The 16,016-nt window shown below is 64.4% G+C and carries 13 protein-coding genes; 5 read left to right on the top strand and 8 right to left on the bottom strand.

Going from position 1 to position 16,016, the window contains the following annotated elements; translation table 11 throughout:
* Nucleotides 1–5 precede the first annotated feature (5 nt).
* The 4 genes from VC212_RS00885 to VC212_RS00900 all read left to right on the top strand — a co-directional run bounded on the left by VC212_RS00885 (nucleotide 6) and on the right by VC212_RS00900 (nucleotide 4,818).
* Nucleotides 6–1,694: an ABC transporter ATP-binding protein gene (locus tag VC212_RS00885; protein ID WP_323514088.1), complete on the top strand. Its 1,689-nt coding sequence runs from the start codon at nucleotides 6–8 to the stop codon at nucleotides 1,692–1,694.
* Nucleotides 1,678–2,763, top strand: a complete 1,086-nt coding sequence (locus VC212_RS00890) for an HlyD family efflux transporter periplasmic adaptor subunit (protein WP_115527489.1) — start codon at nucleotides 1,678–1,680, stop codon at nucleotides 2,761–2,763. The genes VC212_RS00885 and VC212_RS00890 overlap by 17 nt, the downstream gene beginning before the upstream one ends.
* The gene (locus VC212_RS00895; RefSeq protein WP_323514090.1) at nucleotides 2,760–4,163 is read left to right on the top strand and encodes a TolC family protein; all 1,404 of its coding nucleotides are present in this window, start codon (nucleotides 2,760–2,762) and stop codon (nucleotides 4,161–4,163) included. Before VC212_RS00890 ends, VC212_RS00895 begins: the two co-directional genes overlap by 4 nt.
* Nucleotides 4,164–4,623: 460 nt before the next feature.
* On the top strand, nucleotides 4,624–4,818 hold the full coding sequence (locus VC212_RS00900; RefSeq protein ID WP_323514268.1) for a hypothetical protein: 195 nt from the start codon (nucleotides 4,624–4,626) through the stop codon (nucleotides 4,816–4,818).
* 309 nt (nucleotides 4,819–5,127) lie between these two features.
* Here the strand turns inward: VC212_RS00900 and VC212_RS00905 are convergent, their stop codons facing one another.
* The 8 genes from VC212_RS00905 to hrcA all read right to left on the bottom strand — a co-directional run bounded on the left by VC212_RS00905 (nucleotide 5,128) and on the right by hrcA (nucleotide 14,201).
* Nucleotides 5,128–5,526 (bottom strand): Imm10 family immunity protein, encoded by a 399-nt coding sequence (locus VC212_RS00905; RefSeq protein ID WP_323514091.1) that lies wholly within the window; start codon nucleotides 5,524–5,526, stop codon nucleotides 5,128–5,130.
* Between the two features lie 148 nt (nucleotides 5,527–5,674).
* Nucleotides 5,675–5,926, bottom strand: coding sequence for a hypothetical protein (locus tag VC212_RS00910; protein WP_323514092.1), 252 nt, complete (start codon nucleotides 5,924–5,926; stop codon nucleotides 5,675–5,677).
* A 413-nt stretch (nucleotides 5,927–6,339) separates the two neighbouring features.
* Nucleotides 6,340–7,467, bottom strand: a complete 1,128-nt coding sequence (locus tag VC212_RS00915; RefSeq protein ID WP_323514093.1) for a prephenate dehydrogenase — start codon at nucleotides 7,465–7,467, stop codon at nucleotides 6,340–6,342.
* On the bottom strand, nucleotides 7,464–8,372 hold the full coding sequence (gene pdxY, locus VC212_RS00920; protein ID WP_323514094.1) for a pyridoxal kinase: 909 nt from the start codon (nucleotides 8,370–8,372) through the stop codon (nucleotides 7,464–7,466). Before pdxY ends, VC212_RS00915 begins: the two co-directional genes overlap by 4 nt.
* 815 nt (nucleotides 8,373–9,187) lie before the next feature.
* Nucleotides 9,188–10,321, bottom strand: a complete 1,134-nt coding sequence (dnaJ, locus tag VC212_RS00925; protein WP_055844906.1) for a molecular chaperone DnaJ — start codon at nucleotides 10,319–10,321, stop codon at nucleotides 9,188–9,190.
* Between the two features lie 162 nt (nucleotides 10,322–10,483).
* Nucleotides 10,484–12,409 carry a molecular chaperone DnaK gene (dnaK, locus tag VC212_RS00930; protein WP_055844909.1) on the bottom strand — a complete coding sequence of 642 codons (1,926 nt, stop codon included), beginning with the start codon at nucleotides 12,407–12,409 and terminating at the stop codon, nucleotides 10,484–10,486.
* A 142-nt stretch (nucleotides 12,410–12,551) separates the two neighbouring features.
* Nucleotides 12,552–13,070, bottom strand: coding sequence for a nucleotide exchange factor GrpE (gene grpE / locus VC212_RS00935; RefSeq protein WP_055844911.1), 519 nt, complete (start codon nucleotides 13,068–13,070; stop codon nucleotides 12,552–12,554).
* Between the two features lie 99 nt (nucleotides 13,071–13,169).
* Nucleotides 13,170–14,201, bottom strand: coding sequence for a heat-inducible transcriptional repressor HrcA (gene hrcA / locus VC212_RS00940; protein ID WP_161961808.1), 1,032 nt, complete (start codon nucleotides 14,199–14,201; stop codon nucleotides 13,170–13,172).
* Between the two features lie 139 nt (nucleotides 14,202–14,340).
* On the opposite strand from hrcA, the gene recN reads away from it, so the two are divergent.
* The gene (recN, locus tag VC212_RS00945; RefSeq protein ID WP_323514095.1) at nucleotides 14,341–16,005 is read left to right on the top strand and encodes a DNA repair protein RecN; all 1,665 of its coding nucleotides are present in this window, start codon (nucleotides 14,341–14,343) and stop codon (nucleotides 16,003–16,005) included.
* The last annotated feature ends 11 nt before the right edge of the window (nucleotides 16,006–16,016 follow it).

A 16,016-nucleotide genomic window follows, 5' to 3' on the forward strand; every position in this document is an offset into this window, starting at 1 on the left:
GTTCAATGGCGGCAAAGCGGATCGGATGGCGGGAAGCGGTGGGCTGGCTGGCGGAAATCGTCGGGCCGGACATGCCGTATGTGCGTTTGGCCCTGGTGTACGGCGTGGCGATCAGCCTGCTGTCGCTGGCCACGCCCATCTCGGTGCAGCTGCTGATCAACAGCGTCGCCAATACCGCGCTGCCTGCGCCGCTGTGGACGTTGTCGGGCCTGCTGCTGGGGCTCCTGCTGCTGGTGGCGTGCCTGAGCGCAATGCGGGTGTGGGTGATGGCGCTGTTCGAGCGCCGCCTGTTCGCGCGCGTGGTGGCCGAGATTACGGTGCGCGCAGTGCATGCGCAGAACCCCTTCTTCGCCGACCAGAACCGTGGCGATGTGTTCAATCGCTACTTCGATCTGGTCGTGGTGCAAAAAGCGGTACCCAGCCTGGCGATCGGCGCCTTCACCATCGTGCTGCAATCGGCGGTCGGCTTGATCCTCACCAGCTTCTACCACCCGTTTTTCCTGGCCTTCAACGCCTTGCTGCTGTTGATCATCTTTGCGATCTGGATGATCTGGTCGCGCGGCTCGATCCGCACCGCGGTCGAACTCAGCCACGCCAAGCACAATGCCGCGCACTGGCTGGAAAGCGTCGGCGGCTCCAACGGCTTCTACAAATCCAGCCGCCATCTCAACTTTGCGATGGATCGCTCCGAGGCCGTGACTGCCGCCTACGTCGACCGGCACCGGCGCCATTTCCGCTACAGCTTCACCCAGACCGTGGCCTTCCTGCTGGTCTACGCGGTCGCCAGCGCGGCGTTGTTGGCCCTGGGCGGCAGCCTGATCCTGCGCGGCGAGTTGTCGATTGGCCAACTGGTGGCCGCCGAGCTGATCCTGAGCGCGGTGTTCTATGGCATCGCGCAACTCGGCGCCTATCTGGACACCTTCTACGATCTGGTTGCCAGCGCGGAAGAATTGTCGCTGCTGTACGCCATTCCGCAGGAACGCGCCGTGGTGGCGGCCGGCAAGATCCCCGGTAACAGCGCGGTGCGGCTGGATGGAGTGATGATCGAAGGGGCGCGTTTCGATTTCGCCCTGGAAGCCGGCGAGCAGCTGGTGACGCTGGCCGATGGCGGCGCCGAGCGGCTGCTGGCGATGGTGCTCAAGCGCCACGTGGTGCCGGATCGCGGCTTGGTAATGGTGGGTGGCGCGGACCTGGCTACCTTCGACATGTACCTGTTGCGCTCGGAAGTCACCGTGCTCGACCGACCGACGATTGTCGAAGTCACCATCCGCGAGTATCTGTCCATGGCCTCGGCAGACGTGAGCTCCGAAGCGATGCTGGAAGCAATCGACACGGTGGGGCTGCGCGCACGCATCGCCGCGCTGCCGCAGGGCCTAGACACGCGACTTGCCGCATCCGGCTACCCGCTGTGGATCGGCGACGTGATGGCCTTGAAGCTGGCTAACGCCTTGCTGGTGCGCCCTCGCGTGCTGATGTTGTCGCAGCTCTACGATCTGCTGCCCGCAGAACGCCTGACCCGCGTGCTGGGGCGCTTGAAGGAGGCCGGCACCACGGTGCTGCTGTGCACCGGCAGGCCGGAAGACATCGCCCTGGATGGCTGGTTCCGTCTGGAACCCGAGCTCCAGCAACGCTACGCCACGCGCGCCGAACTCATCGCATCCACCCAGGAGGCAACCAATGCAGCACGCCCCTGATCGGATCGCGCACTTCCCCACTCTGGCCTCGATGCGGCCACCGAGCATCGCCAAGGTACTGGCGTGGATGCTGTTGCTCGGCGTCACCATCGCAGGCGCCATCCTGGCGTTCGCGCCGTGGGTACAGACTGCCAGCGGCAAGGGCCAGGTGGTCTCGCTGGACCCAGGCGATCGCCAGCAGCAGGTCACCGCCTTCGTGCCCGGCCGCGTCGAGCGCTGGTATGTGCACGACGGCCAGCACGTGTCCAAGGGCGACCCGATCGCGCGTGTCGGTGACCTCGACCCGGATCTGCTGACCCGACTGGCCAGCGAGCGCGCGCAGGTCGCGGCGGAAATTACCGCCATCCAGCAATCGCGCGCGGTCGCCAGCATCGACGTGGAGCGCAGCCGGCAATTGCTTGCCGAAGGGCTGGCCGGCCGCCGCGATTACGAGCTGACCCAGATCAAGGTGGCCGAAGCAGATGCCAAGTTGGCCGAATCGCGCGCCAAGTTGACCCGCATCGACATCCAGTTGAATCGTCAGTCCGCGCAGCTGGTGCGCGCGCCGCGCGATGGCCGTGTGCAGCAACTCAACGCCGCCAGCGGCAGCGCCATGGTCTCGCCGGGCACGGTGTTGGCAGTGATCGCGCCGGAACGCGTGGAGCGTGCCGTGGAGCTGTACATCGATGGCCGCGACGTGCCGTTGATTCGTCCCGGCCGCCCGGTGCGGCTGGAGTTCGAAGGCTGGCCGGCGATCCAGTTCAGCGGCTGGCCGTCGGTGGCGCACGGCATGTTCGATGGCCGCGTGCGCGCGATCGACCCCAACGCCGCGCCGGATGGGTTGTTCCGCATCCTGGTCGAACCTGCGCCGGGCAAGCCGGCGTGGCCGGCACAGGAATTCGCCCGCCAGGGCGGCAAGGTGCGCGGCTGGGTGCTGGGCGAGACGGTGCGGGTGGGCTACGAACTGTGGCGCCAGCTCAACAATTTCCCGCTGGAATTCGGCCGGCGCCCTGCCGCGACCACGCAGGGCGATGGCAAGGCCAAGCCCGCCGGCGACAAGTCCGAAGACGACGCGACGGGCAAGAAATGATGCGCGGTCTGATTGTCCTGCTGATCGCACTGTGCCCCGGTGCGGCCTTCGCCCAAGCCGCGCCACTGAGCCTGGACGAAGTGCTGCAGTCCTCGGCCCGCTCTGCGCCGCAGATCGTCGAAGCGCTGGCGAAAGTCCGTCAGGCCGAAGGCAAGGGAATCTCGGCCGACGGCGCGTTCGACACCGTGTTCGATATCGAAGGCCGCTCGCGCGAGGCCGGCTACTACGACGGCAGCAGCATCGAAAGTGGCGTCAAGCGGCCGTTCGAGAACAACGGCGGCTATTACTACGGCGGCTACCGGTCCTCGCGAGGGTCGTTCCCGGTCTACGAAGACAAGTCGTATACCGACCGCGGTGGCGAAGTGAAGGTCGGCGCGCTGTACGCGCTGTTGCGCGACCGCGTTGTGGACGAGCGCCGTACCCGCCGCAGCGTTGCCAGCGCCGACATCAACGTGGCGCAGTACGAAGCGGAGATGGTAGCGATCGGCGTGCAGCGGCGCGCTGTGGACGCCTATCAAAACTGGGTGGCGGCCGGTTTGAAGCTACGTGCTTACAACGACCTGCTGGCGTTGGCAGAGCAGCGCCGCAACGCGATTTCGCGGCAGGTGACGCTTGGTGCGCGCCCCACCATTCTGCTGACCGAAAACGACCAGAACCTGGTGCGCCGGCGCGCGCTGGTGGTGCGTTCCGAGCAGGATTTCGCCAATGCCGCCAATGCCTTGTCGCTGTATCTGCGCGACGACGCCGGCATGCCGCTGATCGTCTCCACCGAGCGCCTGCCGGCCGACACCTCGGCGCTGGAAGGACTGGCCGGTGCCAACAAGATCACTGCGCCGGTGGAGCGGCCCGATTACCGCGCCGTGCTGACCCGCATCGATCAAGCCACTGCGCGGCTGATGCTGGCGCAGAACGACCTGAAGCCGCGGCTGGATGTGAGTTTCGAAGTCAGCAAAGACCTGGGCGACCCCGGCGTGGGCGGGCCGAACCGCTCGCCGACCGATGCAATCATCGGCTTTCGTTTTAGCGTGCCGCTGGAGAACCGTTCCGCCAAAGGCCGCGTTGCCGAGGCGCGCGCGGAGATCGAAGCACTGGATCAGCGCAGCCGCTTCCTGCGCGACCAGATTTCGGTGGAGGTGGAGTCCATCGTGATCTCGCTCAACGCTGCCGAGCGGCTGGCCAAGATGGCCGACGAAGAACGCGGCCTCGCCGACCGCCTGGCCGTCGCCGAACGGCGACGCTTCGAGCTGGGCTCGGGCGATTTCTTCCTGGTCAACCAGCGCGAAGAAACTGCCAACGATGCACGCGTGCGTTTGATCGATGCACAGGCGCGGATTGCGTCGGCGCGCGCAGAGTTGGCAGCGGCTACCGCTGACCGGGATGCGTTGCAGTTAAGTCGTTAAATCGTTGACGCGTTGCGTCTGCGCTAGTCCACGCCTGCACATGTCGGATCCTGCGCCGCAGCGAGTTGCGTCGCGTGCAGACCCAGGAGGTTTCAACTCGCATCCTTGGCGATGCCACAAGCTGGGCCGGGGCCGTTGCTGACTATTTGTTACGGGTATTCAGACCGACATCGGCAGAAACATGCACGACTTTCGGCTTGCTGCTGCGCTGCCGAGTGTGATGCTGCGTCGCTTGCGGGCATCGAGCGGCCGTGACCTTGCGAACGACTGCGCTGCATTGCGAGCGATCACTAAAATCGGAGAGTCGACGCCGCATGGCGAACTCGACCTGCGCCCTGCCCCCTCATCGCACGATGACGCCTGAGTAACATCTGCGTGCGCATGCTCGGTCTGTCAGCCAACTGCTGGCGGTGCGGGCATGATGACCCGCAAGGCAACCTTGGATCCTTCGGAGGTGCATATGTCTTTTCGGCAATTTCCCGCGATCGGCGCAGATGGCGAGCCATACGTCGTCATCGAATTCCGCGACGAGCAGTCAACTGGCCCGGGCACGCAACCTGCGCCGCGTTATGAACTCCCGGATGGCCGTCACCTGCAACGACAGGGCCAGCGCTTCGTCACCGAAGGCGGCGATCTGCGACTTTCCACGCTCTGAGCCGCACCTGGTCATTTTTTGACCACCCAGACACCAGCCCTTGCCTTGCAAGGGCTGCGCCCGGTTATCCACATGCTTGTGCAACTTTCATCCACACCCCGTGTGGATGAAATTTTCGCTTGTGTCCAAGAAGGAACAAAGGACCGCCCCCTTCGACATCAGGTGTTTTTACTGGTTGGGCGACCTCTCCCTGCAGGGCATCCTTTTGCGCGCTGTACAGCTTGAAAGAGACAGGTGAACATCGGCTATCCCCCATGGGAGACATGAGGCGCGAAGCGCGCATCGAGATGCCGCTAACTGAATAAAATTTCAGGCATCGGCCACGACGAGGCAGCCAGTTCCCTCAAAGATATGCTCTAGCGTTTGTCGCAGCTCCAAATGCTTGGAAGCTGTCAACTGGAAGAAGATGGTGAGAGCGTCCATGCCACCGAATGCCTGTACTGCATCTGGAGCAAACCTGATATCGGCATGGTTCGACTGCAGCGAAAACTTGGAGATACCGCCGTAACGGGAGTGTTCTTGGCCACACCACTCAACGTGATATGTGTCCATACCATGTACCACGTCCTGCTCATCGAAATCCAAGCCGCGCTGAAGTACGAGGTAGACCTCGGCACCTGCTTCCTGATCCGCGAAACCGACTACAAGGAACTCACCATCAAGATTTGCGGTGGTGACGATTTTTGCTTCAAATTTTAATGCGGCCATTTTGATGCTAGCGCCCGAAGTGAGTCGACCCAATGAGGGCTTGGCTTGCCATCCAGTACCAGATGCGCACGCTGCTGCAAATCCATTGAAACCTCTGTGTGTATGAACACTGATAACGGCGGCACCGCGGAGCGATTGGCCTGATGAATTACTCGGCATCCAATTGACGTTGATAGCGCACGATCAACCAATAGCCGAACAAAGCAAAAAGCATGCTGAGCACAGGGGTCAAAAGGATAGCCATGCTCAGACCCGTATAACCACCAGCATCACACGGCTCGCCGGGAGCCGGCAGGCACGAATAGGTGGCACTCACATAAGTACTCGCTATAACGACGCTAGCCATTGCCCCAGCTACAACGCTCGCTAGAACGGTAAGAATTTTCACGAATACATTCATGGCATGAGATCTGGATTCATCCGTGTCACGAGAAGGCATCGACTTGAGTGAATAGTAAGAGGGTTGTACTGAAGAACCGTAATCATCTGCTTCTGCGGCACAGTAACCCATTCCCAGGCATACGCCCTTAACACAACCACCGTGGCGGGCTTTGCCCCGGAACGCTAAGCGCAGACCAGCCAATGTCGAGGGTGATCGAGCGTAACGCGCTGGCGATGCTGGAAAGCGAATTGAAAAACGCATCGAGCAAAGCTCACACAAAGACCAGGTACCGACTGCTGCTGGGAAACCAGGCCGCCGCGGAAGATGCATTAATCAATGCGCAAGATACTTCCGCTTTACAAGCACTGCACACCGCAAGCCGCCCTAGCCTCTTGAAGCAACGGACTGCCGCAGACATCTTCCTTCCGCAATCACTTTCCCAGCTCTGGACGCTCCAGTACGCGCCCGATGCCGCTCGAATCAATCTCGTTCGCTGCTTCCGCCAATGACTGAAGATCGCTACCCTCTTCGAATCCGATCCGGAAATGCAGCTCGCCTACCGGTGTGCGCGAGGAATGGATCGAGGACAGATTTACCCCGTGCCGTTCGAAGACATGCAGCAGCGCGCGTAGCGAACCGGGCTGGTCTTCGGGCAGATACACGCTCAAGGTCAGCGGTTCGGTGAGATCGGCCAGCAAATAGCCAACGCGCTCGTAGGTGTAGTTGCCCGCGGCCAATGCGGTGTGTTGCAGGGCCTGCACGTTAGCGTCCAGGAACTGACTGCGGAACTGCGCGCGCGCCGCGTCGTCGCCTTGCGCCACCAGCGCGCGTAACTGCTGCAGCTGCGACAGCAGGCGGTCGAGCATTTCGCCGACGTAGGGGTTACCGAACTGGATGTCTTCATAGATCGATGGATTGAGCGAGAGGATTCGCGCGATCACTGCCGTGTCGAGTTCGAACGACGCGGAGCGATACGGCATCAATGCCTGCAATTCGCCCAGCAGCGGTGCGTAGTCGCGCAAGGTGCCGGCCTGCGCCAAATGAGTGGCGTGCACCATCGCCTGCACCAAGGCCATCACCCGGTCGTGGTGCTCGGGCGTGGCGTAAACGCACTCTGCCTGGAGTGCCGCGTACAAGGTCTGCACCCACGCCGACCAATGCTGCAGGCGCGCTTCGCAGACCACCATCACTCGTCCCTTCAAGGTTGGCGATTTCGGCGGCGCGGTCATCGGATGCAGGCCGACCACGTCTGCCTGCGACGCCAGCATCGCAGCGACCGGCGCCTGCTTGATCGAAGTGACGTCCATCCACAGCTGCGATGCAGCGCGTGCGCCGGTCAGTTCCACATAGCGTTGGATCAACGCGGCGGTGTGGCGAATCGGCGCAGAAAAAATCAGCACATCCGCACGCTGCGCCAGGGTGGCTTCGTCGATGTCGCCGCTGACTGCAGGATCGAAGCCGATCACCTCCAGCTGCATGCGGGTGCGCAAAAACTGCACCAGCCAGCGCCCGTAGGCGCCGGCAATGCCGACGATGCCGACGACCGGCTGCGCACTCATGCCAGGCGCTCAGCGGCAAAGCGCGGCAGTGCCGCAAGCGCGGCCGGAGCGGCGGCCAGCACATCGAACTCTTCGTAACCTGCCGCCAGCGTGGCCTCCAGCGCGCTGTGCACACCGGTGAGCGCGTGTCCCACCGCCTGCTCAAACGGCACATCACGCAGCAGAAAGCCGATCAACAGCGCCATCAACACATCGCCGGTGCCGGCCACGTCGACCGGCAGATGCGGGCTGGCCCAGCGATACACCGCATCAGTGCTGACCGCCAAGGTCACCAATTCGCCTGCTGCACCGGCAACGCTGTGCGCAAGCACCCATTGCGGGCCGCGTGCGAGCAGGACGCGTGCCGCAGCGATGGCGTCGTCCTGCTCCAGGCTGGGCATACCGGTCAAGCGTCCCAGCTCGAACGCATTGGGCGTGACCAGCCAGGCATGCGGTAGCAAGCGTTCGGCGAACACCCGCTCCAGGCCCGGCTCGACGTAGGGGCCGGTGTGCGTGTCGCCGATCACCGGATCCAGGCAATAGCGCAGCTGCGGCGCCTGCGGCAGTGTCTGCTCCAGCCAATCGGCGAATGCTTCGCCGTTGGCCAGGCTGCCGAAATAGCCGGAGACCAGCATGCGCGCCCGCTGCGGCAGGCCGCGTTCGGTGGCGCCGAGCAACAGATCGGCCAGCCAGTCGGCCGGCAAGATACGGCCGCGCAAGGTCGCGTAGAACGGCGCGTTACTGAGCACGGTGGTCGGCACTTCGGCCACACGTAATCCGAGCGCGCGCAGCGGCGGCACGGCAGCGCTATTGCCGGCATGGCCGTAGACCAGCTGCGACTGCACCGAGATCACATCGATCGGCGAAGGACCATCCGGGCGCTGGCGGCGACCGTGGACGAGATGACTGTCGGTTGCATCGCTCATGGGAGGCGCCGTCGTGAGAGGAGAGCCCCATTATCTGCCGCAATGCGTGAGCGCGTGGCGTGTTTGGAGGCGCGCGATGTGTAGTGCGACGCGCGTTGACTAGATGCGATCTGGATGGCGCTGACATTCACGCCGTTTCGGTGACGCAGACGTGAGAGCCAAACGCTTCAGCGCTGCGCATTCTCTGCAGGTTTTGCAGACGTTGCGATCTGACGAGGCGCGACCGCGCTGAGTGAGCGGGTATCGGCTCAGCGTCGGGATGGTGTCAGTGGCTCAGATGCAGTTTGCGGCATCGCGCAGCGATTCGATCAAGAGTGCTGGGCACTGCCGCGCGTGAGGTGAGTGAGGCGCGGGCCTGCACGGAGGTCAGCCCGAAGCGTTGTCACTTGGATATCTCTATTGATGGCCGGCTGCACCGGAGCAAGGCCAAGTTGCCGATCGCTTAGGCGTTGGCGATCGTTACGCCGCAGCCTCATCCGCCCTTCGGGCACCTTCTCCCGAGGGGAGAAGGATGTTGTTCTTCTGGCACTTTCTTGCGAGGGAGAGTCTGGTACTTTCCTGCGAGCAAGCTTCTGGCAGCTTGCTTCGTTCTGGCAGTTTGTTTCGAACGCTCTTGTGGCAGTTCTTCCGAGCGAGAAGGATGTCGTTCGTGTAGCGCTTCTCGCCACAAGAAAAGGATGTCGCTGCAGGAGCGCTTTCGATCGGGCGAAGGAAAGCTGTCTTTTCCTCATTCGCCTCGCTCAACGTCCACGCCTGCTCCCTGCAGGCGTAGGCGTACTTTTGTTCGACAGCTTCCCCACTGCCCATGACGTCGCTTACGACGTCATGCGATCCCAGAAGCCCTTGACGCCATCGATGAAGGTGGCCGACTTGGGCGAATGCTTGCGCGCATCCTCACCGGTGAAGGTTGCCTCGAACTGCTGCAGCAACTCACGCTGATCGGCGGTGAGGTTGACCGGCGTTTCGACCACGACGCGGCAATACAGATCACCTTCGCTGCGGCTACGCACCGAACGCACGCCCTTGCCGCGCAAACGGAACAACTTGCCCGTCTGCGTCTCGGCCGGAATGCGGATTTCCGCTTCACCGCCCAGGGTTGCAACGCGTACGGTGTCGCCCAGCGCCGCCTGCGAAATGCGGATCGGCACTTCGCAATGCAGGTCGTCGCCGTCGCGCTGGAAAATCGCATGCTCGCGCACGCGCACTTCCACATACAGATCGCCCGGCGGTGTGCCAGCCGGGCCGGCCTCGCCTTCGCCTGCCAGCCGGATGCGGTCGCCGGTATCCACACCGGCCGGCACCTTGATCGACAGCACTTTGTCTTCTTCCACGCGACCGGCGCCGTGGCAGGTCTTGCACGGGTTCTGGATCAGCGTGCCGCGGCCATCGCAGTGCGGGCAACTCTGCTGCATGGCAAAGATGCCGCGCTGGATGCGCACCTGGCCGCGCCCATGACAGGTGGCGCAGGTCTCGACCTTGCCGTCTTCCGAGCCGCTGCCGTGGCAGGGTTCGCATTCGATCAGGGTCGGAATCTCGATGCGTCGCTCGATGCCGGCGACGGCTTCTTCCAGATCCAGTTCCAGTACGTAACCGACGTCGGCGCCACGTCGCGCAGCGCGCGGACCGGCGGCGCCACCGCCAAAAATATTGCCGAAGATATCGCCAAAGATATCTCCCATGTCAGGGCCGCCCGGCCCGCCACCGCCACCACCGCCCATGCCGTGCTCGAATGCCGCGTGGCCATGCGCGTCGTAGGCGCGGCGCTTGTTGCCGTCCGACAACACTTCATAGGCTTCCTTGCACTCCTTGAACAGCGCCTCGGACGCAGCGTCGCCCGGATTACGATCCGGGTGGTGCTTCATGGCGCAACGGCGATAGGCCTTCTTCAGCTCTTCGTCGCTGGCACCGCGGGCAACGCCCAGCACTTCGTAGTAATCGCGTTTGCTCATAAGCGGGGATTCGTGGTTCGTGATTCGTGATTCGTTTGAAACGCGAAGGCGGACAGCATGCTGCTGGTCCGCCTTGGCGACGCGACGCGTAGAGGATATCGGGCGGAAGGGGCATGCGCTTTAGCGCCTGCCCCTCCCCACACCCGACTCCCAAATCACGGCTTACTTCTTGTCGTCCTTGACCTCGGTGAACTCGGCGTCCACCACGTCATCAGCAGCCTTGGAGGCCTGCGCATTGCCGCTGGCCGCATCGGCGTTGCCGCCCTGCTCTGCCGCGGCGGCCGCTGCGTACAGCGACTGGCCGGCTTCTTCCAGCGTCTTGCTGCGCGCGTCGATCTGCGCCTTGTCGTCGCCCTTCATGGCGGTCTCAAGATCCGACAGCGCCGCTTCCACCTTGCCGATCACATCGCCACCGACCTTGCTGCCATGCTCGGTGATCGCGGTGCGGGTGGCGTGGATCAGGCCATCGGCCTGGTTGCGGGTCTGCACCAGCTCCTGGAACTTCTTGTCTTCTTCGCGGTTGGCTTCCGCGTCGGCGACCATGCGCTGGATCTCTTCGTCCGACAAGCCCGAACCGGCCTTGATCTCGACCTTCTGTTCCTTGTTGGTCTTCTTGTCCTTGGCCGACACGTGCAGGATGCCGTTGGCGTCGATGTCGAAAGACACCTCCACCTGCGGCATGCCGCGCGGCGACGGCTCGATGCCGGACAGGTCGAACTTGGCCAGCGACTTGTTGAAGCGGGCCTGCTCGCGCTCACCCTGCAACACGTGCACGGTCACGGCCGACTGGTTGTCTTCGGCGGTGGAGAAGGTCTGCGAAGCCTTGGTCGGGATGGTGGTGTTCTTTTCGATGATCTTGGTGAACACGCCGCCCATGGTTTCGATACCCAGCGACAGCGGGGTCACGTCCAGCAGCAGCACGTCCTTGACGTCGCCAGCCAGCACGCCGCCCTGGATCGCAGCGCCCACGGCCACGGCTTCGTCCGGGTTGACGTCCTTGCGCGGTTCCTTGCCGAAGAAATCGGCCACCGCCTGCTGCACCTTCGGCATGCGGGTCTGACCGCCGACCAGGATCACTTCGTTGATGTCGCTGGCGCGCAGGCCGGCGTCGTTCAACGCGGTGCGGCACGGCTCGATCGACTTCTTGACCAGGTCTTCCACCAGCGCTTCGAGCTTGGCACGGGTCAACTTGATGTTGAGGTGCTTCGGGCCCGACGCATCGGCGGTGACGTAGGGCAGATTCACTTCGGTCTGCTGACTGGTCGACAGCTCGATCTTGGCGCGCTCTGCGGCATCTTTCAGGCGCTGCAGCGCCAACGGGTCCTTGCGCAGATCGATGCCCTGATCCTTGTTGAACTCGTCCACCAGGTATTCGATGACGCGGTTGTCGAAGTCTTCGCCGCCCAGGAAGGTGTCGCCGTTGGTGGCCAGCACTTCGAACTGCTTCTCGCCATCGACTTCGGCGATTTCGATGATCGACACGTCGAAGGTACCGCCGCCCAGGTCGTACACCGCAATCTTGCGATCGCCGCCGTTCTTGTCCAGGCCATAGGCCAGGGCTGCGGCGGTCGGCTCGTTGATGATGCGCTTGACGTCCAGACCGGCGATGCGGCCGGCGTCCTTGGTGGCCTGACGCTGGCTGTCGTTGAAGTACGCCGGCACGGTGATTACCGCTTCGGTGACTTTCTCGCCGAGGAAGTCTTCGGCGGTCTTCTTCATCTTTTCCAGCACGCGCGCGGAGATTTCCTGCGGCGCCATGCGCTTGGAATCGCTGGTCTGCACCCAGGCATCGCCGTTGTCGTGCGCCAGGATGCCGTACGGCACGTGCGAGATATCCTTCTGCACTTCGGCGTCGGTGAACTTGCGGCCGATCAGGCGCTTCACCGCGTAGAAGGTGTTCTTCGGGTTGGTCACCGCCTGGCGCTTGGCCGAGGCACCGACCAGCACTTCGCCGTCCTTGGTGTAGGCGACGATCGAGGGCGTGGTGCGATCGCCCTCGGAATTTTCGATGACGCGGGCCTTGCCGCCGTCCATGATCGCCACGCACGAGTTCGTGGTGCCGAGGTCAATACCAATGATCTTGCCCATGGATACGCTCCTGATGATTCTGTAGCTGTGTCCGGCGACGCCGGGTCTGGCTGAGATGTGGGGGTGGCGCGCAGGTGTTCAAGCCATCTGTGCGCATCTGTGTTCTAACGGCGCGCCCGGCAGTTCAGCCGGGCGCTGCCAATCAGTCGTGCTTGGCCACGACCACCAGGGCCGGGCGCAGCAGGCGATCGTTGAGCAGGTAGCCCTTCTGGAACACCTGCACGATGTGGCCCGGCGCAATGCCTTCGGCCTCGCCCTGGCTGATCGCCTGGTGCTGGTCGGGGTTGAACGGCTGGCCAACCGGGTCCAGCAGGGTCAGGCCGTTATCGGCGGCGACCTTGAGCAATTGCTTGTAGGTCATGTCCAGGCCATCGCGCAGCGGGCTGGGCTGGGTACCGGCGGCGGTGAGCCCGGCGTCCAGGCTGTCGAACACCGGCAGCAGCTCGCCCAGCAGCTTCTCATTGGCGAACTTGCGCGCGTTCTCGACGTCGCGCGCGATGCGCTTGCGCTGGTTTTCCAGGTCGGCGCGCTCGCGCAGGGCGTCGGCCTTGACCAGCGCGATCTCGCTGCGCAGCGACTCGATCTCGGCCTTGAGCGGATCGGTCTCGGGTGGATTCTGGGACAGGTCTTCGGAGTCGAATTCGGGGTGGTCTTGGTTCATATGCAGTTCCCGGGCAAGCGGAACGCCCGCCCCAACGTCACCCCGTATGTGGGCGCTCGGCCGCGTTTCAAGCAAAACGATGACTTCGATTGCCGCTGGTTATCGCGTGCCGGGCGGCTCCATGGCCGCGCCCAGCACCTGGGCGGCGGTCTGCACCAGCGGAATCAGGCGGTCGTAGGCCATGCGTTTGGGCCCGATCACCCCCAGCACACCCAGCACCTGGCCATTGGCGGCATACGGTGCGGTGACCAGCGAGACGTCTTCCAGCGACACCATGCCGGTCTCCTCGCCGATGAAGATCCGTACGCCCGGTGCCTGGATGGTGCGTTCGAGCAGCTGCAGGATCTCGCGCTTGCTGGCGAAGGCTTCGAACAGCTCGCGCAGCCGGTCCAGATCCGACAGGTCCTGCACGCCCATCAGCCGGGTCTGCCCGGCCATCACCATATCGTCCGCCTCGGCCGGCACCAGCGCCTCGCTGGCCAGGTCCACGCTGTGCGCCAGCAACTGCTCCATTTCGTTCTTGGCCACGCGCAGTTCGCGCAGCAGCGAGGCGCGGATGTCCGACAGCGCGCGCCCGGCGAACTGCGCATTGAGGTAGTTGGCCACCCGCTCCAGCTCGGCCGGCTCGTAGGCGCGGCGCGGTTCGATCACCCGGTTCTGCACTTCGTTGTCGGCAAACACCAGGATCGCCAGCACCCGCCGCGCATCCAGGGGCACGAAATCGATATGCCGGAACGCGAACTGCTCCCGGCGCGGGGCGCTGACCACCCCCACGAAGTGACTCATTGCCGACAGCATTTGCGAGGCGCTGCCCAGCAGCGATTGGGTACCATTGCCGCTGGCCAGCTCCGCGCGCAGGCGCCGCACCTCTTCTTCGCCGGGCGGCTGCATCTGCACCAGGCTGTCGACGAACACCCGATAGCCGTGCGCGGTGGGAATGCGCCCGGCCGAGGTGTGCGGAGAGCTGAGCAGCCCCACGTCCTCCAGATCGGCCAGAATATTGCGGATGGTCGCCGGGCTCACATCCAGCCCGGCATGCTGGGCAAGGGTTTTCGAGCCCACCGGCTCGCCATCGCGGATGTAGCGTGCGATCAAGGTGCGCAGCAACTGGCGGGCGCGGGGGTCGAGCATTGGGGACTGGGACGCGCGCATGGGATCATCCGGTGAGACTGGGCATAGATAATGTCTGGCCCCGGGGATGGCAAGCGTCCGACTCCCTGCCCGTCCCTTCCTGCCCTAAGCTTCCCCAACGCATTCACACTCGACCCCCATGCTCAGACACCTCTCGATCAAGGATTTCGCCGTTGTCCGCGCCACCGAACTGGAGTTCGGGCCGGGCATGACCGTGGTGTCGGGCGAAACCGGCGCCGGCAAGTCGCTGATGGTGGACGCGCTGGGCTTCCTGTCCGGCTTGCGCGCCGACAGCGGCGTCGTGCGCCATGGCGCCGACCGCGCCGAACTGTCGGCGGAATTCCAGCTGCCGGCCGCGCACCCGGGCCTGACCTGGCTGGCTGACAACGAGCTGGACGACGAGGCCCAATGCCAGCTGCGCCGCATCATTCGCGCCGACGGCGGCTCGCGTGCCTGGATCAACGGCCGCCCGGTGACCTCTTCGCAATTGGCCGAACTGGCGTCACGGCTGGTGGAAATCCACGGCCAGCATGAGCACCAGGCCCTGATGGCCCGCCACAGCCAGCTCGCCCTGCTCGACGCCTACGCCCGCAACAGCCCCCAGCGCGAGCAGGTACGCCAGGCCAGCCAGCGCTGGCAGGCGCTGCTGGACGAGCGCGACGCGCTGTCTGCGCAGGGCGATGTCTCCGACCGCATCGGCTTTCTCGAGCATCAACTGGGCGAACTGGAACGCGAGGACCTGGACCCGGCTGCGATCGCGGCCCTGGACGTCAATCACCGCCGTCAGGCGCATGCCACCGCGCTGATCGGCGCCTGCGATAGCGTGGCCCAGCAGCTCAACGGCGATGACGGCGCGTCGGCACTGGGCTTGTTGCAGGACAGCCGCCACGACCTGGCGCGCGTCGCCGAGCACGAGCCGCGCCTGGGCGAGGTGGACGCGCTGCTGGACAGTGCCGTGATCCAGATCGAAGAAGCACTGGCCCTGCTCGACCGCGTGCGCGACGACCTGGACGCCGACCCGGCCCAGTTCGAAGCGATGGAACGCAGTCTCGGCCGCCTGCACGACCTGGCGCGCAAACACCGTGTCGCCCCGGACGAACTGGCCGCCCACCGCGAGCGCATGAGCCTGGAAGTGGAAAGCCTGCGTGGTGCCGACGAGCGCCTGCAGCAGCTGGACAAGCACATCGAGTCCGCCACCGGCGCCTGGCGCAGCGCCGCCGGCGTGCTCAGCGACAGTCGCAAGACCGCCGCCGCGGCCTTGTCCGCGGCCACCACCACGCTGATCGGCGAATTGGGCATGGGCGGCGGGCAATTCCTGATTCAGCTGCAGCCGCAAGAGACACAGCGCCCGGATCCCAACGGCGCCGAGCGGGTGGAATTCCTGGTCGCCGCCAATGCCGGCCAGCCGCCGCGCGCGCTGCGCAAGGTGGCCTCGGGCGGTGAGCTGTCGCGGATTTCGTTGGCGATCGAAGTCGCCGCACTCGGCCTGGACAGCGTGCCGACCATGGTCTTCGACGAAGTCGATTCCGGCATTGGCGGCGCGGTGGCCGATATCGTCGGCCAGAAGCTGCGCGCCTTGGGCGAAGAGCGTCAGGTGCTGTGCGTGACCCACTTGCCGCAGGTCGCGGCCAAGGGCCACGCGCACTACCGGGTCAGCAAGGCGCCGGTAGACGGCATGACCCAGAGCGCGGTCGAGCTGCTCGGCCCGCAGGCGCGCCAGGAAGAGCTGGCCCGCATGCTCGGGGGTGTGGAAGTGAGCAAGGAAGCACGCGCGGCAGCCCGCAAGCTGTTGCAGAGCGCCTGATCGAGGCAGAT

The organism is Xanthomonas sp. WHRI 8932A (assembly GCF_035012785.1).
Taxonomy (GTDB): domain Bacteria; phylum Pseudomonadota; class Gammaproteobacteria; order Xanthomonadales; family Xanthomonadaceae; genus Xanthomonas.